Origin of the sequence: Ectopseudomonas toyotomiensis (assembly GCF_017167985.1) — a bacterium.
Taxonomy (GTDB): domain Bacteria; phylum Pseudomonadota; class Gammaproteobacteria; order Pseudomonadales; family Pseudomonadaceae; genus Aquipseudomonas; species Aquipseudomonas toyotomiensis.
This window is the reverse complement of the sequence record NZ_CP070505.1, coordinates 2,980,363-3,003,772: the sequence shown is the minus strand read 5'-3', so window position 1 is coordinate 3,003,772 and position 23,410 is coordinate 2,980,363. Positions and strand designations below refer to the sequence as shown.

Here is a 23,410-nt window from a genome sequence, read left to right as displayed (position 1 = left end):
GTTGCCTGCCTGTTCAGAGATGAAGGCCGCCAGTGAGCACCGCTACGCTGCGCAGGTCGCGATACCAGCGCTCGACCGGGTGCTCCTGGGTAAAACCATGGCCGCCGAGCAGTTGCACCGCATCGGAGCCGATCTTCATCGCCTTATCCACACAGAGCAGGCGTGCCAGGTACGCCTCACGGCGAAACGGCAGACCAGACTCTGCACGGGCGCAGGCACGCCAGAGCAGCAGACGCATGGCGTCCAGCTCGATGGCGATGTCGGCCACCATGAAGGCCACGCCCTGGCGATGACTGATCGGCTCGCCGAACGCCTGGCGCTCGTTGCAGTAAGTCGTCACGTAGTCCAGTGCCGCCTGCGCCGTACCGACTGCAAGGGCACAGAATGCCAAGGCCGAATAATCGAGAAAGGCCGGAAAATCGAAACCCTCGCCTGCCAGACGGCACTCGCCTGGTACCTTGACGCCTTTCAGTTGAATACGTGCCAACCCGCAGGCCTTGAGCCCCATGCCCGGCTCGACACGGCGACAGACACCCTTGCTCGCCGCATCGACAATAAATAGCGCCGGGCCATCAACTGCCTGGGCGCTTACGATCAACCAACTGGCATCCAGACCAGCAATGACCAGCGCCTTCTCCCCATCGAGCAGATAGTGCTTGCCGCGCTTGCGCGCCCGCGTCGCGGGTTGACCAGCATCGGTCAATACGCCGGGCTCTGTTACCGCCAACGCGAAGCCTGGCGCGCCTTGTTCACTGACGAATGCCGGCAACCAGGCAGACTGCTGCGCGTAGTTTCCCCAGCGCCGAATGCAATTGGCTGCGGACAGCGGTATCAGCAAGGCCGCGGCCAGAGAAAAGTCGCCCTGCGCCAGACTCTCGGCGATCAGCGCGTTGCTCAGCACGGTGCGCGCCCCAGCAAGACCACCTTGTGCTTCGGCAACGCCATAGTGGGCCAGGCCCAGCTCATGCGCCTGATTGAGCAGTGCCGCAGACACGTGAGCCTCGGCGTCGGCCCCGTGCGCAGCCGGGCGCAGAACCTCCAGCGCGAAGCCCTGGAGCATGTCCACCAGCATCTGCTGCTCTTCGGTCAGTGATAGATCAAACAAGTCATCGGCTGCCGCGCGCGGCTTGTTGCTGGTGCCGCCGGCGGCCAGGCGAAAACTGGCGCGGCTACCGCTGTAGACGAGCTTCTCGAAGGATTTGCGTACCTTGAGGCGGTCTGGCCAGTCGGCCTGGGCCAGCTTGCTCAGTACGCTCAGAGCCTGGCCTTGGGTATCGACGATCATGGCATCTCGCTCCACATGAGAGATGCCATCGATGATGCGCTGCCGACTGGCGCACGCCTATGACCCTCAAGACGCGCCGCGGCGGCAATCGGGTCAAGCCATCGCCAGGGAAACGTACTGGCTGAGCAAGACCTGCGTCTTGCTCAGCCTGCAGTCATTTGCTGCGAATCTTCTCGACGATAGCGGTGGTGGAGCTGTTTTCCACCAAGCCGAGCACACGCACTTCGCCGCCATAGGCCTGGACGATACCGGCGCCTACCACCTGATCGATGCCGTAGTCGCCGCCCTTGACCAGCACATCCGGCTGCACCTGCTTGAGCAAGCGCTCGGGCGTGTCTTCACCGAAGCTCACCACCCAATCCACCGCACCCAGGCCGGCGAGCACCGCCATGCGCCGGTCGACGGCATTGATCGGCCGCCCCGGGCCTTTCAGGCGGCTGACCGAGGCGTCATCGTTGATCGCCACGATCAGACGGTCGCCCTGCGCGCGCGCTTGCTCCAGATAGGTCACGTGGCCGGCGTGAAGGATGTCGAAGCAGCCGTTGGTGAAGACGATCTTCTCGCCATGGGCACGGGCGTCGTCGATGGCGATCAGCAATTGATCCAGGCTCAGCACGCCACGCTCGGAACCCTCTTCACGCTGCACGGCGCGGCGCAGCTCAGGTGCGCTGATCGCCGCAGTGCCCAACTTACCGACGACGATGCCGGCAGCCAGGTTGGCCAGGGCCACCGCCAGCGGCAACTCTTCGCCCGCAGCGATGGAAGCTGCAAGGGTAGAGATCACCGTATCGCCTGCACCGGTAACGTCGAACACCTCTCGGGCACGAGCCGGCAGGTGCAGCGGGGCGTGATCCGGACGCAGCAGGGTCATGCCGTGCTCGCCACGAGTCACCAGCAGGGCCCCGAGCTCCAGTTCGCGCATCAGCGTGGCCCCCTTGCTGACCAGCTCGGCTTCATCGGCGCAACCACCAACGATGAGTTCGAACTCGTGCAGATTGGGGGTGATCAGGCTGGCGCCACGGTAGATGGAAAAGTCCTTGCCCTTGGGATCAGCCAGCACCTCAATGCCTTTCCTGCGCGCGGCCTGGATCAGCGCCTGATGATTCTGCAACGCCCCCTTGCCATAGTCCGAAAGTACCAGCACCTTGATCCCATCGAGCAGTGTATCGACCTCACGGGCCAGAGCGGCGGTATCGGTGTTGAAAGGCTCCTCGAAGTCCATGCGCAGCAGTTGCTGGTGACGGCTCATCACCCGCAGCTTGACGATGGTCGGCTGGTCGTCATGACGCTGGAAATGTGCATCCACGCCCGCGCCACGCAGGCTGTCGCTCAGGCTTTCGGCGGCCTCATCATTACCGGTAACCCCAACCAGCAAGGCCCGCGCACCAAGTGCGGCGATATTCAGGGCCACGTTGGCAGCACCACCGGGACGATCCTCGATCTGGTCGACACGCACCACCGGAACCGGCGCCTCCGGAGAAATCCGCGAGGTGCCGCCATGCCAATAGCGATCGAGCATCACGTCGCCCACCACCAGAACGGCGGCTTGATCGTAGCGAGGCATGGTCAGCTTCATGGGAGCTCCAGAGCAAAAAAATGGAGAGAATAATAACATGGCCACTCAGTCAACCCGAGCATCCCTATCGGGTAACGCGCGCACCCAGAACAGCTCATGACGACGTACTGCCTTGCGGAAGAAATCATCCTGGCCGACTTCGGGCCAACGCCGCCCAGCCAGTAACCACTGAATTAAGCGACGAAGGCGTTTTTTGAGAGGCAATGGCGTCTGCAAATCATGCTGCATGGCCAACGCCTGCGCCTTGTCCATCCGCACTGAATCGTTCAGAAGCGGGCTCCACAGCCCATCGATCGACAGGCCTGTATGGCAAGGGGGCAACGATATGCCATTGCCAACAGGCCCCATGGGCCAACGATCATTATCGTATAGGTGATTGGCATAGAGCAGACGTACCTCAGGGCTCCATTCACTCAGAGCAACCGCCTCATCGAGAAGCTTGCTGGCCTGGATATGATCAGGATGAGGATCAAGTTCCGGATGAGGCAGAACCACTACCTCTGGACGAAAAGCGACAAGCAGAGCAGCCAGATCACCAACAAGGTTCCGCCACGATGGCACTCCGTCGACATCGCCAGGCAAAATAATGGGATTGAAACGGCGCACACTGCGCATATCCGACTCACCCGACTCAAGAGACGGGAAAGCCTGCTCTGGAGCCGAGGCCATGGGCGTCAGCTGAAGACAATAGTACCCCAACTGCACACACCTGCTTGCAGGCACGCCCCCCCACAGCGGAACAGCCAGGCTACTCCAGCTACGCAGGCGCCCCTTGAGACGGGCCGCCGCGGCCCTGTCGAGGCCCATGCGTGCATAGTTATGAGCCTCGATTTCACCTTGAGTGAGCGTCACAATGCAGGCCTCATCACTTCGACTATAGAGACCAAAGGCAGCAAGCTCGGCATCGTCCGCATGTGGCGCAATGACCATCACGCGTCGCATTGCATAATCGGGGTTTGAAAATGCGTATAACCGTACGTCAGTCGAGAGCCGGCAAAACCGCGTACGCAATCGCAGTTTTCCGCTTTGCAGCTCGGGCAACAGACCAGAAATATTGAGGTAACGCCGACCACGCGCGCCCTGCTCGAAATCCTGCCTGTCAAGTATTGCCTCAGCACAGATCAGAATATGGGGGTCTAGCCAGCGTCCCAGCCAGGAACTATGGATGGATACTTCAAGAATGAGCGTGTCCATCGCATTCGTAAGATCGACTGTATCCAGAGCTATCCGCCCCTTGCTCAATGTCCCGGTAGCGACTTGGCTCGAAGCAGGAAATGAATACTGATAGTCGTCTCGCGGCGAGTAAAAGAGATGGTCAGAGAACCAAGCCTCGTGAGCAATCCACGCCAACAGTAGAAGTACTGGCAGACTACTCCAGCCAGCAAACCAGTCCAGCGCCACCATAATCGGTAACGCAACAGCCATAGTAATGCGCTTGTTGCGCCGATGACGGCGCAACAGTCCTTGCTTACGTGTTTCCATTTTTTATGTCCGAAACGCGGCAACCCTGCTGCACCAACGATCCTTGTACTCTCGATCGGCTCTGCCGAAAGAGTAGCGCAATGCCTTTCCTTGTTGTCGAGCGTCAGACCATGCAGCTTGAGTATTGATGAAGCTCAGGACACTGCCCGGACTGAGGTGTTGAGCACGAGGGTCGACTCCGCCATTGATGTACTCGTAACTGAGCCAGTTTGGCGACTCAACCCTGTACAACACCTGAACAGCAGTAGGAACACCATCCAACATCAGCAGGGAGCCTTGAAGCAGCTCGCGCAACAACGCAAATACTTCACTCAGATGGCCTTTCCCCGGCACGGGAAAGCCCCAGCGTCGCTCGAACAGTTCGGTATAGATAGCGGCGAAGTCATCTGGAGCGAACTCGCCCACAGAGCGTACTGTACCGCCGGCCTCCTCGAACAGGCGTAGCTCACGCCTCTGGTTATAGCGAAACTTCTTCGAAAGCTCCTCAGGGGCTCGTGCCATCGCCAACTGCTCTTTCTGCAGACGAAGCCCTGGAAAAGCCACCCGATTAAGTTCGGAGATGTAGCTCACCTCATGCCGCAACGGTGCTCGTGCGTCCACAGCGGCAGGGAGAATGATTTCAGCATTGCCAAGGTCAAAGAGTTCACGCTGCCCTTTGCTCTTCAGAACCTTGCGCGAAAGTGCGAGGTAGCGCCCCCATGTAGGAATGGCAGCCTGAATTTCGCCCCCAACAAAGTATCCGAGGTAACGCACGGGTATACCGGCAAGGCCAGAAAGCCGCTCGACCACTAGCGGGTGGGTAATGACGCTCCCTCCGAATCGAGCCCAGGCTAAAGCATAGTCCGCGGCCTCGATCACGTCCCAGCCACGCTCCCTCCAGAAACGCAGATAGCCCAGCATCAAGTATCCTGCTCGATTGAATTATCAGTGCCAGCGTCTTCAAATTGCGTGGAATGCAAGCGAGCGTAGTATCCGTTACGCTCCAACAACTCGGCATGACTGCCGCGCTCGACGATCTGCCCCTGGTCCATCACCAGAATCAGATCAGCCTTCTCGATGGTGGTCAGGCGATGCGCGATAACCAAAGTGGTGCGGCCCTGCATCACCTGATCCAGTGCGGCCTGGATATGCCGCTCGGACTCGGTGTCGAGCGCCGAGGTGGCCTCGTCGAGGATCAGCACCGGCGCATCCTTGAGCAGCGCCCGGGCGATAGCCAGGCGCTGGCGCTGGCCGCCGGACAGCAGCACGCCGTTCTCGCCGACCAGGGTGTCATAGCCTTGCGGCATCTTCTCGATGAACTCGGCGGCATAGGCATCGCTCGCCGCCTGCTGAACGGCTTCGAGCGGTGCGCCAGCCAGGTCGCCATAAGCGATGTTGTTGCGCACCGTATCGTTGAACAGGGTGACGTGCTGGGTAACCAGGGCGATATGGCGGCGCAGGTTGCGCAGGGTGTAATCCTCCACATCCACCCCATCGAGCAGGATGCTGCCCTGCTCGTGGTGATAGAAACGCGGAATCAGGCTGGCCAGAGTCGACTTGCCGCTACCGGAACGCCCGACCAGCGCCACCATCTGCCCCGGTTCGGCGACGAAGGAAATATTGTTCAGAACGGGCTTTTCCGAGCCGGGGTAGCTGAAACTCAGCTCCTTTACTTCCAGCCGGCCGCTGACGCGCTCGCGCTCCTGAGTGCCGCGGTCGACCTCCGGCTCCTCGTCGAGCTGCTCGAAGATGCTCTCGGCACCTGCCACACCTTTCTGGATGGTCGAGCTGACCTCGGACAGTTGGCGAATCGGCTTGGGCAATAGACCCGCCAGAGTGATATAGGCCACCAGATCACCCGCCGAGGCATCGCCACGCAGCCAGAGGACAAGAAACATCAGCACGGCCATGGCACTGTAGATCACCAGCTGCAGCGAAGGCGTATAGACCGCATTAGTCTTGACCATCTTCAGTTGCTTGAGCTTGTTCTCCTCGCTGGCACCGAGAAAGCGCCGTTTCTCGTAATCCTCACCACCAAAACTGCGCACCACGCGGTAGCCCTGGATGCTCTCGGAGGTGACGTGGGTGACATCACCCATGCTGGTCTGGATCTTCTTGCTCTGCTTGCGGAATTTCTTGCTGGTACTGGTCACCATCAGACCGATGACCGGCAGGATGGCCACCATCACCAGCGTCAGCTTCCAGTTCATCCACAGCAAGGTGGCGAACAGGAAAATCACCGTCATGCCCTCGCGCACCACCACCTTGATCGCATCGGTAGCGGCACCGGTGACCATGGTCACGTTGTAGGTGATCCGCGAAATCAGGTGCCCGGAATTATGGTTGTCGAAATAACGATTGGGCAGGGTTAGCAGATTATTGAATAGCTCTACGCGCAGATCCTGAACCAATCCCATCGATACCTTGGCCAGGTAGTAATTGCCGAGAAACGAACCAATACCCTGCCACAACGCAATCAACACGATCAGCAGTGGTACGGCCTGCAGCAGCTTCAGGTGCGCTAGCCATGGCGCATGCTCCAGCAACCAGGGCACACCCGCAAAAAGACTGGCATCTGGATTGGACAGTCCGTCTACGAAATATTTGAGGATATAACCCAGCATCGGCTGGGTGGACGCGAAGATCAGAAAGCCTGCCAGGCTGAGCAGGAACAAACCGATGTAAGGTCTGACGTAACGTAACAAGCGAAAATAGATCTTCAAACTAGAACTGGATTGAAGGTCCGCAGAGGTATCGGTCATGGAAATATGCCGCAGCCAGAACAGGGGCGAATACTATCACAGCCCCCTTGCGCCATGGATGCGCGAAATATCCGCTGGTATCCCGTAGAATCGCGCCTCGATTCAGGATCAGGGGATACAGGATCAATGTCGTTTGCCTTACGCGCCTGGCCGCACACTACATCAGATTTCATTGGCGAATGGATTTTGCCGATCGGCTACTTTTGCTTGCTGACCGGCCTCACTTGGCTGGACGATCGCAGTCAGTATCACAAGCTTTTCTATGCACTGATTGCAGCGCCGGCACTCATCGCAATGGTGATGCAGCCCAAGCAGCTTGTCTCGCCGCTTCGCGACCCCATCACGCTAGCATTCATTGCCTTTTCTGCGTGGGCCCTGCTGAGCATCTCCTGGTCGGGCACCGACGAGTCTGTTGCATCGCTGAGCAAGAGGCCACTGTATATCCTCATGCTCTTCATGGCCTGCGCATTCATGGCCCAACGCAACTGCTCGCGACTGCTGAAGGTAGTGTGCCTGGCCTCACTTGTGATTATCCCGATAGCCGCTTATGCGTTGATCGATTTTGCTCTCCATCACAAACCTGGTGCTCGCCTGGTCGGTAGCGGCGCGCTGGACAATCCTCTGCTCAGCTCGCATGTATTCGGCTTGTTCTGCATAGCCTGGCTTGGCTGGGGGATGACAGCCTCCAGCAAGCAGAGCCAGCTGGCACTCATACCGCTCGCGGTGCTGTTGCTGACCCTGCTTGCAACCGGCTCACGCACTCCAATTCTCGCTCTAGCGCTCGCATCGGGCTGGTTGATGATCTGCTGCTGGAATAAGCGCGCCCTTGTGCTGGCCGTCCTTGGTGCCGGTGGTGTATTGGCCCTGCTGCTGATCTACCCGGAGGGTTTGCTGAACCGGGGCACATCTTATCGTTTAGAAATTTGGCAGTTGGCACTAGAGCAAATTCGCCTCCAGCCCTGGATCGGGCATGGTTTCGATGCCCATCTTGCGATTAGCATCCCAGGAACCAAATACACATTCAGCGAGCCCCATAGCTTCTTCCTCGGGGTGCTGTATTACACAGGGATCATTGGCGCCCTCTTCTGGCTGTTTATGCACGGAGCAGCACTTTGGGCCTGCTGGCAGCAACGCAGCGACCTGTATTTCATTATCGCTGGCGCCCTGGTCGTTTACGGGCTTGGCGCCGGCCTGGCCGAGGGTGGTGGCATTCTTTCCCGCCCCAAGGAGCATTGGTTCCTGACCTGGATTCCCCTGGCCCTGGTGGCAGCCTTGAATATCGGCCGCAAAAAAAAGCGAGACCGTTGATGCAACGTCTGTCAGCCGATCAACTACAAGTACTGATGCACGATTCGACCGTCTTGGAACAGGATGGTCTCGGCCCGAAGGTTTTACGCCTTCTGGACGGCAGCTACCTGAAACTGTTTCGTAAGCGGCGGTTATTCTCCAGCGAAACACTAAAGCCTTACGCGATGCGCTTTTCAGAAAATGCCAGACGCCTACAACGTCTGGGCTTCAGCACGCCGCAGATCATCGCAGCCTATCGCGTAGAAGATGAAGTAAACGGCACGGCCGTGCATTACGTGCCATTGCCTGGCGATACGCTTAGAAAGACCCTCGAGGAAGCACAGCCGGAACAACAGCGCAGATTGATTACGCAATTCGGCCGACTGCTCGGACACCTGCATGAGCAAGGTGTCTATTTCCGTTCCATCCACCTGGGCAACGTACTCGTGCTGCCAAATGAAGCATTAGGTCTTATCGATGTAGCGGATATGAAAGTGGGACGCCGCCCGCTCAGCCTGAGCATGCGTCTACGCAACCTGAAGCACATGCGTCGCTACGAAAAGGATGAACACTGGCTTTTCGGGTTGTACAGGGACGCGTTGAGCGAAGGCTACGGCCAGTACGCCCCTAATTTCGTTCAGGCGCTTTTGTTGAGGCCGGACTGATTTGACGTGGCGTTAGTGCGCCGCTCCACGTACTCGATAAACGCATCCAACCGCTCGCTGCAAAGCAGCGTACTGACCTGACGGATCTCGCCTTCCGGCCAATCCCACCATTTCGCAGCCAAAAGCGCCTCTCTGATCGACTCAGAAAAACGCCAACGGATGTGTCGTGCTGGGTTGCCGGCTACGATCGAGTAAGGCGCAACATCACGGGTGACCACAGCGCCAGCGGCGACCACCGCACCATCCCCCACAGTGACGCCGGAAAGAATCACCGCGCCGGTACATAGCCACGCGTCGTTACCGATAACAACATCGCCACGACTGAATGCATAACCGGGAATCTCCGCAGCCTCATCAATCATTGCGGGGAACGGGTAGGTCGTGACCCACTCCGTACGGTGATGACCACCCAGAAAAATCTCGACCTGCTCGGCGATAGAGGTGTAAGCGCCAATACGCAGCGTAGCCCCCTCGTTCCAGTCATGAACGATTGGCAGACCATAGCTGCCGACACCAATCGAATAGTGGGGATAGCGCAGCAGGAACCGTGCCTGACCGCGATACAGCTTCGGCAACTTACGGATCGCTCGCTTGGCCCGACGCTCTCTAAATCTTGCCCAAAGTCTCATGGTCAATTCTTCTCCAAGGGCGAGAAAAGCAGACGCCCCAACCCACGCCAGGTCTTCCTGTTCCAGCTACGAAACGGAATCTGCCTGAGCAACTGCTTCGCGTAAGCACGATCTCGATTGGAGCACTTGAGGAACATCGAACTGAGAAAGCGTGTCCGGACAAATTCGTACTGCGGGTGATCCTTGAACAAGGCATAGGTGCGCAGAATGCTGTCCACCATGAACGGCGTATTCTTGGACGAGTTGCTGTCATGTTTGCGGTATTGAGCTAGCACCTCGCCAAGGCAGTCGATGTAGTAGCCGGCATGGGTGATCTTGAGTTCAATGAGCAGATCCTCCAGTCGAATCTTCGGATCGAACCCACCCACCTGCTCCAACGCCTCTTTGCGAAACAGCAGAGTGGGTGCTGGCGGATAAGGTTTGCGCTCCATGAACACGTCATCGAAATCCAGTCGCCGGAACGCGATATCCCTCCGCTGACGAGACTCAGGAAACAGCTGGCCATCGGAATCGATCAATTCGATGTTACCGGCGCAGATTCCCACCTCAGGCTTGTCCTGCATGTACGCAACCTGCTTGGCGATTCGCTCGGGCACCATGATGTCATCCGAACCAAACGGAGCAATCAAGCTGCCTTTGGCGCGTGCAATCGCCTCGTTGAGCGTGTGCGTCAGGCCTTTGTTCTGCTGAACACACAGTTCGAATCCATGCTCACGCTGCAACTGCTCTATTCGCGCCACACTGTTATCTGTGGAGCCGTCATCAACTACGAGCAACTCGATATGCGGATATGTCTGTTGCACGACACTGAGGATGCACTTTTCGATATAGGGCGCATGGTTATATGAGGCAATGACGACCGTGACCAATGGCAGCTGTTCCGTCATGGCGTCACCTCGCTCAACGCAAAGTCGATCAACTCCAGGTACTGCTGGCGAAACACGTCAATATCATGCTGTTCCTTCAGATAACGGTAGGACTGCTCCCCCTTCATCTGGAGCTGCTCATCACTGAGAGAGAGGTACTCATCCAAAGCCCTGCCCAAACCCTCGACATCTGCCGGTGCGACAGCAATACCACCAGCCCCCTGGATCAATGGCAGCATGGCTGGGACATCGCTCGCGATCACCGGCAGTCGCCCACTCATTCCTTCGAGCAGCGCTAAACCTAGACCCTCTGCCAAAGAAGGCATGGCCCATATATCGAATGCGCGCACATAGCGTAGGGCATTTTCGCGGAAACCAAGCAGATGTATACGCCCTTGCAAACCGAGAAGCTCTACCTCCTGCAGCAAGCGGTCATGCTCGCGTCCCGCGCCAATGATTGCCAACTGCGCATTCGGATGCGCCCCTGCAATCTGCGCAAAAGCACGGATCAGGTGAATATGCCCCTTTACCGGAACCAGTCGCCCCAACGCTCCGACAAGCCGTACATGTGGCTCGAGCCCTAACTGGGAACGCGCCTCGTCACGCGAAAGCTGAAGGCCTTCGGCCTGCACAATATCAATGGCATTGGTTATCGCGACAGTATTGCGCTCGGTGAAGCCGCATCGGCAATCGAGGAGATATTGTCTGACCGCAGGTGAAACACCTACGAAACGCCAAGCGGCGCTGACCAAGCGAGCCGTCTGCTGACGACGATAGGCCCGATCATACTCGCCAAAACCATGAGCGATACCGATACACAAAGGGATCTTCAGCCAGCGATTTAGCATCAGCATCATGTTCACAGGCTTGAAGCGATTGCAGATCACTACATCGAAGCGCTCACTTCGACAATATCGGAACAACTGCCACATGGCGCGAATACGCATACCTTTGAGTTGGGCGTCGGAAAACTCGAAATAGATCGAACGCTCGGCTCGACTCTCGGGCTGATCACCGGTAGGCCGCCCACGTAGAAACGCATTGATCGTCTCGAAACGCTCCGAAGGTAGGGCGTGAAAAATCTGCTCCCCCAAATCGGCAAAATCGTGCGTCTTGATGTTGTAGTCTGGATGCAACTGCAAGACTTTGATACGCCGCGCCATATTCACTCCCACTGCGAAAATCCCTCTTCGTCGATCATCCAAGCCTGCTTACCTGCCAGCATCTGCATCGACTCCTGCGCGGGAGCCGATTTATCCGACCACGCACCACGCTTCCATATGGCGAAGTGGAAATAAGGAAACTGTCGATCACCATCCTGGTCGTTGGTCAGGCTGCCGTTACGCCAGCGCCAACGCCTAGGAAAATTAAGACTGCCATCGATCCAAGGGATACATCCATCAGGGGTGCTGAATGCCTCGATGAACTCGCTACGCCGACGCAAGGAGTTGAAGCGTCCTAGCAAATTGAAAAGCGGCTTTGGAAAATTCTTCCGCCACAGGAACAAACGACTGAATGCACCTTCATCGAGTGCATGATGCTCCTGATCACCCAGACGCTCCTGCCAGTGCGGCATGCGCATGAACAGCTGACACATCACGTCCGTATTACGTATCAGGCAAAGATGCCCAGACACACGCCGGGCATGTGTGGAATAGAGGTCGTAACGTGCAAGCCGCTCATCGGTGAAGTACTGGCGCAAACGCCCGTAAATCAAGTCGAGGTCACCGAATGCCCAAAAATCGTATCCCCGCAATTGTTCTTGGTGAATAAAGCCAAGAGCGGGTTTGAGGTCGCAAAGCTTGTAGGGATTAACCGGTGCGAAAGATATACCGAGACGATCCGAAACCAACGAGCAATAGTCAGCGTACGTCACGGGCTCAACGCGAACGTTGGCCGGCAGACCCTCCGGCTCACCACAGTCGCTAAAAAACAACCAGTCTATATCTGGATTGGTTCTGCAGCTCTCGAGAAACAGAGGCATCCAGAACGGCCAGCGCCCAAAATACGGAATGATGAAACAAATACTAGGAGCCACAGTCACGATCCCGGAATTCAAATAAAACGCGGCAACTATTGGGACAACCAACCGAGCGCCCAGAAGCGCTCACGTGCTGCATGATCACTAAAGTACAGACTCAACCTACGCGCTGATGACAGCGTGTCTATCCGCCCCTCAGCACAGTCACGCAAGCCTGTTGCCAATGCAGAGGGTTGAGCAAAAGCAACCAGCAAGCCACTCCCGTCCACCACCTCGCGGCCGCCACCACAATCACTACAGATGACGGGTACCTCCGCTGCCATAGCCTCCAGCAACACCATGCCGAAAGGCTCGTGGTCGGAGGTCAGCGCGAACACATCGAAGGCCTTGAAGTAGCGCCGCCCATTTGGCACCTGGCCGAGAAAGCGCACCGACTCGCTTACACCCAGCTCTAGCGCCAGAGCCTTGAGATCAGACTCCAGACGACCACTCCCCATGATCACCAGCAAGCTAGCCGCAGGTAACTGCGGCAAGGCCTGAGCGAAGCCGCGAATCAGCGTGGCCTGATCCTTGTCCGGATGCAGACGGCCGACATTGCCGACCACCCAGGCATCCGGCGGCAGGCCCAGATGCTCGCGAGCGGCCTCGCGGGGGAACTGCTCGGCCTGTACGGCCTCAACGTCGATACGGTTGTACAGCGTCTCGATGCGCTCGGCCGGCCAGTCAGGCAGATAGGCGCGCATGTCGTCGCGCACGGCATTGGACACGCCCAGCAATGCCAGGCGCTTGCGGAACAAGTTGGCGAACAGTTGGCGCGAACGGCGCTTGTAGTCACCGAAGGCGTGATGCACACCGATAACCGGCAGGCTGCTGCCGAGCAGCGCAACGTAAATTGGTTTGAAGCGGTGCGCGATGCACAGGGCAAAATCTCGCGAGGCGGCGATCTTGCGCAAATCGCGGATCGCCCCCAGCTTGAGGCCGCGCACCTGAGCGCTGGAGTAGTCGAGGAAGATCACCTCGTCGGAGGCCGAACCGCGCTCGACCTCGGCACTCGGCTTGCCGGTCAGGTATACCGTGCAGACCTTGTAGGACGTGCCCTTGAACAGCACGGCGTATTGCCGCGCGCAATCCAGGAAGGGGCCGTCATAGCCATGGCAGAACTGCAACACCCAACGCTCGGGCTCGCCATGAGCCTGTTCAGACGCCGTCATACCAATCCTTACCGTCCTTGACCACGAGCACGTCTTCCATGATCAGGTACTGCAGGTCCGAACCGTAGAACATGTTCAGCGCATCGGTGGGCGAGCAGATCATCGGCTCGCCGCGACGGTTGAGCGAGGTGTTCAGCGACACGCCATTGCCGGTGAGTTTCTCCAGCTCCAGCATCAGGTCATACCAGCGTGGGTTGAATCGGCGCTCCAGCACCTGGGCGCGCGAGGTACCGTCTTCATGCACCACTTCGCCAACGCGCTCCTTCCACTCCTCGTTCACCTCGAAGGTGAAGGTCATGAACGGGCTCGGGTGGTCGACCTTGAGCATCTTCTCGGCCACGGTGTCGAGCATGGACGGGCAGAAGGGTCTCCAGCGCTCGCGGAACTTGATCTGCTCGTTGATGCGGTCGGCCACACCAGGAATACTCGGGCAACCGATGATCGAGCGGCCACCCAAGGCGCGCGGACCGAACTCCATGCGGCCCTGGAACCAGGCCACCGGGTTGCCATCGACCATGATTTTGGCGATGCGTTCGGGGGTATTATCGATGCGCTTGAACACCGGCTTGTTCGGGTGCTTGGCGCAGGCGGCGATGACCTCTTCGTTGCTATACGAGGGGCCGAGGTAGACGTGCTCCATCTTCTCCACCGGTACGCCGCGCTGGTGCGAGACATAGGCGGCGGCGCCGACGGCTGTGCCTGCATCGCCGGAGGCCGGCTGCACGAACAGTTCCTTGACGTCATCGCGGGCGATGATCTTCTGGTTCAGCTTGACGTTCAGTGCACAGCCGCCAGCAAAGGCGATCTTGCCAGTTTCCTTGAGGATGTCGCCGAGGTAGTACTCCATCATCTGCAGCGCCAGCTTCTCGAAGAGCGCCTGCATGCTGGCCGCATAATGGATATACGGGTCGTCGGCGATATCGCCCTCACGTTTCGGACCGAGCCACTCGATCAGCTTGGGCGAGAAGTAGTAGCCCTTGCCGTTTTCCTTGTAGCGACGGAAACCGATTACGTTGGCGTACTCGGTGTTGATGATCAGCTCGCCGTTCTCGAACTTGGCAAGGCGCGAGAAATCGTACTTGGCGGCGTCGCCATAGGGCGCCATGCCCATGACCTTGAACTCGCCATCGAGCATCTCGAAGCCCAGGTACTCGGTGATCGCACCGTAGAGACCGCCGAGCGAGTCAGGATCGTAGAATTCCTTGATCTTGTGGATCTTGCCGTTCTCGCCGTAGCCGAAGAAGGTGGTGGCGTACTCGCCCTTGCCGTCGATACCAAGGATCGCGGTCTTCTCCTTGAAGCCCGAGCAGTGGTAGGCGCTGGAGGCGTGCGCCAGGTGGTGCTCGACCGGTTCGATCTTGACCTTCTTCAGGTCGAAGCCGAGCTGCGCCAGGCACCACTCGATGCGCTTCTTGTAGCGCTTGTAGCGGCGGTTACCGAACAGGATGGCATCGAGTGCGCGATCCGGCGCGTAGGCATAGCGCTTGGCGTACTGCCAGCGGGCCTTCTCGAAGATGCTGATGGGCGCGAAGGGAATGGCTACCACGTCGACGTCGGACGGTTTGATCCCGGCTTGCTCCAGGCAGAACTTGGCCGATTCGTAGGGCATGCGGTTCTTCGCGTGCTTATCGCGCACGAAGCGCTCTTCTTCCACCGCCGCGATCAGCTTGCCGTCGATGTACAGCGCAGCGGACGGATCGTGACTGAGAGCGCCGGACAGGCCGAGAATGGTCAGTGCCACAGGTTTGAGCCTCTAATTCGGGCAGGTGCCGGGCACCTGCGGTAAACGTTGGTCGAGCAACTGGTGCAGAGCCGAGTCCACTGGCCAGTTGCGCAGAAAACGGGCGCGGTCGCGGGCATAGGCCCGGGCGAAACTGCGCATACTGCGATGCTGGCGCATGGCATCCAGGTCGATCAGCGACCAGGTGTCCAGCGCATCATCCCAAAACAGATTGTGCCCCTTGAAATCACCGTGGCTGATGCGTTCGCGCAGCAGGGCAGCGAAAAGGCGATCAAGCGCCAGCAGTTCGGTTTCCGGGGGCGTTGCCTGCTTATATGCCTCGAAACGGGCGATTATATCCTGCCCACCGCAATAGTCGGTAATCAGGTAAGCGCGACCGCGTAACCAGCACCAGCGCCGCTCGAGCACGGCCAGCGGTGTCGGCGTGGCGATGCCGAGCAGTTGCAGGCGATTACCCTCACGCCAGCTGTGCCAGGCGCGACTTGGCCGCCAGAAGCGCTTGAGCCAGTGCAGCCAGTTCTTCACGTTGTAGCGTTTGACCACCAGCGGACGGCCCTCGAGTTCGACACGCGCAACCGTGGCACTGCCTCCAAGTTTCAAAGCCTGCCCGCTCGCCAGCGCAACATCCGGAGCCTCCAGTATGGGCTCCAGGATTGCTGCGCAATCGCGGCGCACCACACGCAGGCCAAAGGCCCCAATACTCGCGGAAAACAGGCTGCAATCGCGCGCGACCTTGCTCAGATAATCGCGCAGCCGCCAGCGCCTCACTTTACTCACCTCGACCAGCAGCGCTTCCAGCGGCAGTGCATGCTCACCATTGGCCAGCAGGTAGTGGACCAGCAACTCTTCGATAAAGGGATCTAACTCCGCTGGTAACTGGGCAAAGAACACGCCAAGGTTTTGCAACACCCGTGCGCGCGACAGCGGCTGTCCCGCCTGTTCGACCTGCACGCCTCCCCCATCGATAAGAAACAACTCACCATCATGCCGCAACAGATTGTCCAGGTGCAGATCAGCCTGCCAAAGACCCCGCGAGTGCATATGTCCGATAACTGCTAGAGCCTCGCCTAGTACTGCCTGCTGGGCATCCGTCAGCAATGGCTCGCGAGTGGCCTGGCGCCAGGCATCCCAGAGACTCTGCGCACCCTCCAGATAGTCGAACAGCAGCCAGCCACCCTGCCCGTCGGTAAAACCCCGCGCCAGTAGTTCAGGCGTGACCAGCCCTTGCCGAGCCATCAGCTCGGCCCCCTCCAGCTCACGTAGAAAGTGCCGCTGCGCCTTGCCCCCCACCAGCAACTTGGCCAGTACCGGACGCCCCTGCCATCGGGCCGCCGCAACATAACGCTGCCCAGGCAATACACGCAGCAAGCGCTCCAGTAGCAGCGGCTCACCGTCGATCTGCAGCGTCAGCGGCAGCTTGGGGCTGCGCCCAGACTCGGCCAGTTCGCTCAAGCGCATCAGCGCGCCTCCTTGTGACGCTGACGAGCGCCGAGCAGGCGCCACCACGCGTCAACATCCGTCACGGCGCCCAGGTAGGCTGTCAGTAATTCGCGCACTTCGGCCTCGCTCCAAACTCTGGCGCGGCGCAGCAGCGGCTCCAGATCCTTGATGCGATCACGCCGCCCCAGCAGTAGCGGCCGGGTCTTCTCCAGATCGATCAACTGCGCCTCGACGCCAGCGCCCTGCTCACGCAAGAAGATATGCTTGGGGTAGAAACAACCGTGCATCTGCCCGGCCTGGTGCAGACGTCGCGCCAGTTCGCCACAGGCGCGCAGGATGCCACCGCGACAGAGCACATCGAGCTCGTGCCAGCGCGGCAGCCAACTATCCAGATCATGCCAGCCGTCCAATGCACGCGTCAGCAGGACGGCACGACGCTCGCCCGGTACTCGGCGCTCAGCAAAGAAAGCAGCCTGCAGGGCCGGTATGTTCAGCTCGGTATAACGGCGGATATTGCGAAACTCGCGGGCGAAGGTAGGCTCGCCAAAGGGATGCAGCAGGCTGCGAGTCAGATGGTTGCTCTGCCGCTTGAGATAGAAGGCACGCTCACCAAGCTCAAGTCGATACACGCTGCTCCAGCCGCCACGCTCGGTATTGGGCTCGTCCACCGCCTCCAGCCTCAATGCCCAGAGCGCCTCGAAACTGGCCAGCCCATGACGCTCGAGCAGGGCACGGTCCTGTACCGCGATAAAATCGCTCATTCCCGCCCCTCGAAGAATTTCAGGATTTCCAACACCCGCAGCCTGTCACCATTATTCAAACGGTGATGCCCGCAATACTGCAAATAGAAACGCAGACGCTGAGTCCTCGACAACACACGCTTGGCCACTTTGTCGAGACAGGCCAGATCCTTGACGATGCGATAGCGCAGCAGTGGCCCCCACCAGAAACTGCCGGTAGGACAGTCGATGAAGAACAACTCGGCTTTGTCATTGACCAACAGGTTGCGCCACTTCAGATCGTTGTGAGTGAAGCGGCGGTCATGCAGCGTACGGGTGTGGCTTGCCAGTTGCCGACTGACGTTCGCCACCCAGCAAGGATCCCGCAAGCGAGGATCGTCCTGGTTGGCCATCTCCGCCATATCTCGCGTATTTTCCAGCTCACGCGTCACCAGCGCGCCCCGTACGAACGCACCCGCCCGACGTTCCAGGCCATGGGCGACGATCTGTGCGGTAGGGATGCCCCACTTGGCGAACAATTTCAGGTTCTGCCACTCGGCCTTGACCCGCGGACGCCCCAGATAGCGGCGCAGCCCCTTGCCTGCCCCCCAGTAGCGCTTCACGTAGTAGTGCACGCCTTCCCGCTCGATACGGATCACCTCCGACAGCGGATCCTTGGTCAGCCTCTCGCCCTTTATCGCGAAAACAGCTTCCAACGACCCGAAATCTTCGGCCAACACCTGATACTCAGCGGCGAGACTCCAGCTAGCCATCAGAGCGCATCTCCATAACGCTGCTTACGCTCATACAGTTTCGCCGCCTTGTACTCCAACCAGGCGAGCAAAGTCGCTTCCTCGCGCAGCACCTGACGCAACGGACACTGGAAGTAGGCGCGTAAAAAACGCAGCTTGTCGCGGCGAGTCAGGCCAATATCCAGCGCCGAAAAGTACAGCGCAGCCAGATCCTTGTCACGCCAGCGCCGTGGCGTGGCGCTACGCACCTGGGCACGGTGCAGGTCGATGACCGACAGGCGCAGGTCATCGGCCTGAATCGGCCGATCGGTGTGCAGCAGGAAATGGCAGATATAGCAATCGCGGTGATTGACCCCGGCACGGTGCATGGTGCCGGTCATCTGCGCCACCTCGCGGATCAGCGCCCACTTGAGCGAGGCCTTCGGCGGTTGCTGCGCCCAGTTGAGGCTGAGCTGCTCCAGATCTACGGTCGGCGCCAGCTCTTCGGTGACGATGAACGAGTGCTGACGCGCCGGATTGCTGCCACGCTCCCCATAGGCCACGGCGGTCATGGTCGGCACACCGACCTCGGTCAGGCGAGCGATCGCCTGCCACTCCTGCGCAGCACCGAGCACAGGGACCTTGGCCGTCAGCAGGTTCTTGGCGATTTCTCCCCAGCCGATGCCACGGTGAACCTTGACGAAATAACCGCGCCCATCGACTTCGGTGCGCAGGGTGCGACGCCCTTCCAACTCACGATAGACCTGGCCCTGCAGCGCCTCGACGGCCTCGAAGGCATCGCGGCCCGCCCACAGGCTCTTGAAGGGTTCGGCAAGAATCAGCTTCACGCGCGTCTCTCCGCGAGGATCACGTCGGCGGCCTTCTTCGGCATCGAATACAGGTCGGCGCTATCGGCATAGAGCAGGCCGTTGCGGCTCCAGAAAGCGCGGCGCTCAGGGTCAGCCAGCATATCGGCCAACGTGCGATTGAGATGGTTCTGCTCGAAGGGGCTGGGCAGCACGCGGCCGCAATCGGCATCGGTGATGTAGTGGGCGTAGCCGCAGACATCGGTGACCAGCACCGGCAAGCCGGATACCAGAGCCTCCAGCAGCACGGTGCCGGTGTTCTCGTTATAAGCCGGATGGATCAGCAGATCGGCACCGAGCAGGAAGCGCGGAATGTCGCTACGCCCCTTGAGTATCTGCACCTGATCGGACAGACCCAGCGCCTTGATCTGCAGCAGGAAGGGCTTTGGATCGTCCTGGCCGATGGCGATCAGCCGCGTGCGCTTGCGCAGCTCGCGCGGCAACGCGGCCAGCGCCTTGAGACTGCGATCCAGACCCTTGGTCTTGAAGCCAGAACCAATCTGCACCAGCAACAGGTCGTCGTCGGCCAGCTTGAACTCGCGACGGAATTCGGCGCGAATCTCGGCGGCATTGGCCGGCGCGCGGCGGTCAAAGGCAATGCCGGGCGGCAGCAGGTGGAAGCGCTGCAGCGGGGTCTTGTAGTGTTTGATGAATAGCGGCTGCTGCACCTCGGAGATCATCAGAATCTCGGTTTTCGACTCCGGCGCGAATACCGCGCGTTCGTAATCGGCGAAGTGCTTGTAGCGGCCCCAGCGGCGGTAGATCGGGTTGCGCAGGGTCTGCGCCTTGTCCTCGAAACAGCCGTCAGCAGCGTAATAAACATCCAGGCCCGGCATCTTGTTGAAACCGATCACCCGGTCGACCGGGTCGCGTTTCAAATCAGCCTGCAGCCAGGCACTGAATTTCTCGTTGCGGCGATGATTGAACAGCGCACGCACCGGCGCCACGCGCACATCGAAGCCGCCGGGGTTTTCGCCCTCCCAGATCGGCGTGTAAACACGGATGGCATGACCACGTGCCTGGCATTCGAGGGCGATACGCATAAAGTCGCGCTGCAGCCCGCCGAAGGGGAAATATTTGTAGAGGACGAAGGCCAGTTGCATAGCCGCTCCTTAAAGGGTGCCGGGAGGCGCCAGCAGCAGCGCCTCCAGTTCCAGGCCGACGCGCTCGGCGCCGAGACCATCGAAGCAGGGCTGGTCACGGTCACCGCTGCCGGCGCCCGGGCCACTGGCACACAGGTGAATCTGGCTGCGACCGTAGGCACCCACCTTGCCGGGCAACGTCGGGCCATACAAAGAAATATTGGGTACATCCAGCGCAGCGGCCAGATGGCCGAGCCCGGTGTCGACGGAGACGCAGGCGCTGGCACCGGCGATCACCTTGGCCACGCCGGCCAGGTTCAGCTTCGGCAGCACGGCGGCATGCGTCAGACCGGCAGCGATGCGCTCGGCACGCGCCTTCTCGGTCTCGTTCCCCCAAGGCAGGCGCACGGCCCAACCCAGCTCGTCCATGCGTTCGGCCAGGGCACGCCAATCGGCTTCGGGCCAGTGCTTGCTGGCCCAGGTGGTGCCATGCAGGAATACCAGATAGGGCTGCGCGGTAGCGTCCATCATCGCCGCACGATTCAGGCCGTAGTCACCACTGCCGGACGGCAGCGAATAACCCAAAGCCTTGGCGAACAACTGGCGCACGCGCTCCAGCGCGTGCTGATCCTTGGCTATCGCATAGCGGCGGTCATAGAAGCGACTGGCCAGTGGCTCACGCGCCGAATCGCGATCCAGACCGGCCACCGGCGCCGAGACGTAACGCGTCAGCCAGGCACTCTTGAGCAGGCCCTGGGCATCGATCGCCAGGTCGTAGCGGGTTTCACGCAGACGCTGCTTGAAGCGCGCCCACTCACCGCTACGCCAGGTGCGCAGCGGATGCTTGCGCCAGCGTCGGATGGCCACCGGTATCACCTGGGAAACGGCAGGATGCCAGGCGGGAATCTCGGCGAAGCCCTCTTCCACCACCCAATCGAAGCGGATGCCGGGAATGGCACGCGCCGCATCGGTCAGAGCCGGCAGGGTATGCACCACGTCGCCCAGCGATGAGGTCTTGATAATCAGAACCCGCAAATCAGTCGCCCTCGACCAGGCTCAAGGTTTCACCTACCAGCCGATCCAGCGCCTCGATCACCGGGCGCGGCTTGAGTTCGCGCAGGCAGTTGTAGTGACCAAAACGACAGGTCCGATCGAAGCAGGGGCTGCACTCCAACCCCAGGCGAACGATCTCGACGCGATCGGCCAACGGCGGGGTGAAACCTGGCGAGGTGGAGCCGTAGACAGCCACCAGCGGACGGTTCAGCGCCGCTGCCACGTGCATCAGCCCGGAGTCGTTGGACACCACGGCAGTGGCCGCCGACATCAGGTCGATGGCCTCGGCCAGGCTGGTCTGCCCGGACAGGTTGCTGACTTCCTCACGCAGCCCCGGAATCAGGCGCATGCGAATATCTTCGCCGCCGGCATGGTCGTTCTTCGAGCCAAACAGCCACACCTGCCAGCCCTCGCGAATCTTGATCTCGGCCACCTTGGCATAGTGCTCGGCCGGCCAGCGCTTGGCCTCGCCGAACTCTGCGCCTGGACACAGCGCCAGCACCGGGCGATCCAGCTGCAGGTCGAACTTGACCAGCGCGGCATCACGACTGGCCTCATCGATCACCAGACGCGGCTGCGGATAAGGCTGCGGCAACATAGCACCGGGCTCATAGGCCAGCGCCATGAAACGCTCGATCATCAGCGGGTAGCGTTCTTTGTCAAGCGTGCGGATATCGTTGAGCAGGCCATAGCGCATCTCGCCCTTCCAGCCGGTGCGCTTGGGGATGCCGGCGAACCAGGGCACCAAGGCGGACTTGAGCGAGTTGGGCAGCAGGATGGCCTGGTCGTACTGGCCGGCCAGCGACTTGCCGATGCGCCGGCGCGTGGCCAGATCGAGCACGCCGTGACCGAGCGGCAGGCTTAATGCGGCGCGCACTTCAGGCATGCGCTCGAGAATCGGCCGGCTCCACTCGGGCGCCAGCACGTCGATCTCGCACTCGGGGTGGCGCTGCTTCAGGCACTGGAACAGCGTCTGCGCCATCACCATGTCGCCTACCCAGCTTGGCCCAACGATCAGTATCTTCATATTCTTTCCAGAAACGACCGGGGAGGCTTTCGCCTCCCCGTCGAGCCTTCGAGCAATCGCTTATTTAACCAGCGTACGCCATTCGGCGTGGCCACTGGTCTTGCCGGTGACCAGGTCGAAGTAGGCTTTCTGCAGTTTCTCGGTGACCGGACCACGGCGGCCGGCGCCAATCTTGCGACCATCCACTTCGCGAATCGGTGTGACTTCAGCGGCGGTGCCGGTGAAGAAGGCCTCGTCGGCGATGTACACCTCATCGCGGGTAATGCGCTTCTCGACCACCTTGATGCCGTGCTCTTCGGCCAGGGTCAGGATGGTGCTGCGGGTGATGCCGTTGAGGCAGGAGGTCACCTCCGGGGTATACACCACGCCGTCCTTGACCAGGAAGATGTTCTCGCCCGAACCCTCGGCCACGTAGCCTTCCGGATCCAGCAGCATGGCCTCGTCGGCTCCGCCGGAGATGGCTTCCTGCAGGGCCAGCATCGAGTTGATGTAGTTGCCGTTGGCCTTGGCACGGGTCATGGAGATGTTGACGTGGTGACGGGTGTAGGAGCTGGTACGCACCTTGATGCCGGCTTCCAGCGCTTCTTCACCCATGTAGGCGCCCCAGTGCCAGGCAGCAACGATCACATGCACCTTCAGGCCAGCGGCGCGCAGGCCCATGCCTTCGCTGCCGAAGAACACCATCGGGCGCAGGTAGGCGCTTTCCAGACCATTTTCACGCACGGCGGCGCGCTGCGCTTCGTTGATCTCTTCCTTGCTGAAAGGGATCTGCATATTGAAGATGTGCGCCGAATCGAACAGGCGGTCGGTGTGCGCCTGCAGGCGGAAGATCGCGGTACCGTCCGGGGTGTTGTAGGCGCGCACGCCCTCGAACACGCCCATGCCGTAGTGCAGGGTATGGGTCAGCACATGGGTGTTGGCTTCGCGCCACGGCACCAGTTTGCCGTCGTACCAGATCACGCCATCACGGTCGGACATCGACATCTTGCCTGCTCCTCAAATTCGCTTCACGGTTCGATCAGTAGGTG

21 protein-coding genes are annotated in these 23,410 nt (G+C 60.0%); 2 read left to right on the top strand and 19 right to left on the bottom strand.

Going from position 1 to position 23,410, the window contains the following annotated elements; translation table 11 throughout:
• Nucleotides 1-13 precede the first annotated feature (13 nt).
• The 5 genes from JWV26_RS13815 to msbA all read right to left on the bottom strand — a co-directional run bounded on the left by JWV26_RS13815 (nt 14) and on the right by msbA (nt 7,084).
• Nucleotides 14-1,285: an acyl-CoA dehydrogenase family protein gene (locus JWV26_RS13815; protein WP_206417091.1), complete on the bottom strand. Its 1,272-nt coding sequence runs from the start codon at nt 1,283-1,285 to the stop codon at nt 14-16.
• 154 nt (nt 1,286-1,439) lie between these two features.
• Nucleotides 1,440-2,861 (bottom strand): bifunctional D-glycero-beta-D-manno-heptose-7-phosphate kinase/D-glycero-beta-D-manno-heptose 1-phosphate adenylyltransferase HldE, encoded by a 1,422-nt coding sequence (hldE, locus tag JWV26_RS13810; RefSeq protein ID WP_206417090.1) that lies wholly within the window; start codon nt 2,859-2,861, stop codon nt 1,440-1,442.
• A 45-nt stretch (nt 2,862-2,906) separates the two neighbouring features.
• Complete coding sequence (locus JWV26_RS13805; RefSeq protein WP_206417089.1) at nt 2,907-4,343, bottom strand: PIG-L deacetylase family protein; 1,437 nt, start codon at nt 4,341-4,343, stop codon at nt 2,907-2,909.
• A gap of 3 nt (nt 4,344-4,346) precedes the next feature.
• Nucleotides 4,347-5,243, bottom strand: coding sequence for a GNAT family N-acetyltransferase (locus tag JWV26_RS13800; protein WP_112212108.1), 897 nt, complete (start codon nt 5,241-5,243; stop codon nt 4,347-4,349).
• The gene (msbA, locus tag JWV26_RS13795) at nt 5,243-7,084 is read right to left on the bottom strand and encodes a lipid A export permease/ATP-binding protein MsbA (protein ID WP_206417088.1); all 1,842 of its coding nucleotides are present in this window, start codon (nt 7,082-7,084) and stop codon (nt 5,243-5,245) included. The genes JWV26_RS13800 and msbA overlap by 1 nt, the downstream gene beginning before the upstream one ends.
• A 126-nt stretch (nt 7,085-7,210) precedes the next feature.
• Here msbA and JWV26_RS13790 point away from each other — a divergent pair, with 126 nt between their 5' ends.
• The gene (locus tag JWV26_RS13790; RefSeq protein WP_206417087.1) at nt 7,211-8,392 is read left to right on the top strand and encodes an O-antigen ligase family protein; all 1,182 of its coding nucleotides are present in this window, start codon (nt 7,211-7,213) and stop codon (nt 8,390-8,392) included.
• Nucleotides 8,392-9,036 carry a phosphotransferase gene (locus tag JWV26_RS13785; RefSeq protein WP_206417086.1) on the top strand — a complete coding sequence of 215 codons (645 nt, stop codon included), beginning with the start codon at nt 8,392-8,394 and terminating at the stop codon, nt 9,034-9,036. Before JWV26_RS13790 ends, JWV26_RS13785 begins: the two co-directional genes overlap by 1 nt.
• On the opposite strand, the gene JWV26_RS13780 is transcribed toward JWV26_RS13785, so the two are convergent.
• From JWV26_RS13780 to JWV26_RS13715, 14 genes are read right to left on the bottom strand one after another with little or no spacing between them, the layout of a single operon-like run.
• Nucleotides 9,009-9,665 carry a CatB-related O-acetyltransferase gene (locus JWV26_RS13780; protein ID WP_206417085.1) on the bottom strand — a complete coding sequence of 219 codons (657 nt, stop codon included), beginning with the start codon at nt 9,663-9,665 and terminating at the stop codon, nt 9,009-9,011. The genes JWV26_RS13785 and JWV26_RS13780 overlap by 28 nt on opposite strands.
• 2 nt (nt 9,666-9,667) lie before the next feature.
• A complete protein-coding gene (locus tag JWV26_RS13775; RefSeq protein WP_206417084.1) occupies nt 9,668-10,552 on the bottom strand; it encodes a glycosyltransferase in 885 nt (294 codons plus the stop codon).
• A complete protein-coding gene (locus JWV26_RS13770; RefSeq protein ID WP_206417083.1) occupies nt 10,549-11,694 on the bottom strand; it encodes a glycosyltransferase family 4 protein in 1,146 nt (381 codons plus the stop codon). Before JWV26_RS13770 ends, JWV26_RS13775 begins: the two co-directional genes overlap by 4 nt.
• 2 nt (nt 11,695-11,696) lie before the next feature.
• On the bottom strand, nt 11,697-12,578 hold the full coding sequence (locus JWV26_RS13765) for a DUF6625 family protein (RefSeq protein ID WP_206419216.1): 882 nt from the start codon (nt 12,576-12,578) through the stop codon (nt 11,697-11,699).
• Nucleotides 12,579-12,604: 26 nt separating this feature from the next.
• Complete coding sequence (locus tag JWV26_RS13760; protein WP_206417082.1) at nt 12,605-13,723, bottom strand: glycosyltransferase; 1,119 nt, start codon at nt 13,721-13,723, stop codon at nt 12,605-12,607.
• Nucleotides 13,710-15,464, bottom strand: a complete 1,755-nt coding sequence (locus tag JWV26_RS13755) for a carbamoyltransferase family protein (RefSeq protein WP_206417081.1) — start codon at nt 15,462-15,464, stop codon at nt 13,710-13,712. Before JWV26_RS13755 ends, JWV26_RS13760 begins: the two co-directional genes overlap by 14 nt.
• A 12-nt stretch (nt 15,465-15,476) precedes the next feature.
• Nucleotides 15,477-16,922, bottom strand: a complete 1,446-nt coding sequence (locus JWV26_RS13750; RefSeq protein ID WP_206417080.1) for a lipopolysaccharide kinase InaA family protein — start codon at nt 16,920-16,922, stop codon at nt 15,477-15,479.
• Nucleotides 16,922-17,665: a lipopolysaccharide kinase InaA family protein gene (locus JWV26_RS13745; RefSeq protein ID WP_206417079.1), complete on the bottom strand. Its 744-nt coding sequence runs from the start codon at nt 17,663-17,665 to the stop codon at nt 16,922-16,924. Before JWV26_RS13745 ends, JWV26_RS13750 begins: the two co-directional genes overlap by 1 nt.
• Entirely contained in the window at nt 17,662-18,396 is a 735-nt protein-coding gene (locus JWV26_RS13740) for a lipopolysaccharide kinase InaA family protein (protein ID WP_206417078.1), read from the bottom strand. Before JWV26_RS13740 ends, JWV26_RS13745 begins: the two co-directional genes overlap by 4 nt.
• Nucleotides 18,396-19,202, bottom strand: a complete 807-nt coding sequence (gene rfaP / locus JWV26_RS13735; RefSeq protein WP_206417077.1) for a lipopolysaccharide core heptose(I) kinase RfaP — start codon at nt 19,200-19,202, stop codon at nt 18,396-18,398. The genes JWV26_RS13740 and rfaP overlap by 1 nt, the downstream gene beginning before the upstream one ends.
• Complete coding sequence (locus tag JWV26_RS13730) at nt 19,199-20,323, bottom strand: glycosyltransferase family 4 protein (RefSeq protein WP_072423328.1); 1,125 nt, start codon at nt 20,321-20,323, stop codon at nt 19,199-19,201. Before JWV26_RS13730 ends, rfaP begins: the two co-directional genes overlap by 4 nt.
• A 9-nt stretch (nt 20,324-20,332) precedes the next feature.
• On the bottom strand, nt 20,333-21,337 hold the full coding sequence (rfaC, locus tag JWV26_RS13725; protein WP_206417076.1) for a lipopolysaccharide heptosyltransferase RfaC: 1,005 nt from the start codon (nt 21,335-21,337) through the stop codon (nt 20,333-20,335).
• 1 nt (nt 21,338) lies between these two features.
• A complete protein-coding gene (gene waaF, locus JWV26_RS13720; protein ID WP_074913766.1) occupies nt 21,339-22,382 on the bottom strand; it encodes a lipopolysaccharide heptosyltransferase II in 1,044 nt (347 codons plus the stop codon).
• A gap of 60 nt (nt 22,383-22,442) precedes the next feature.
• The gene (locus tag JWV26_RS13715) at nt 22,443-23,366 is read right to left on the bottom strand and encodes a branched-chain amino acid transaminase (RefSeq protein ID WP_072423331.1); all 924 of its coding nucleotides are present in this window, start codon (nt 23,364-23,366) and stop codon (nt 22,443-22,445) included.
• Between the last annotated feature and the right edge of the window lie 44 nt (nt 23,367-23,410).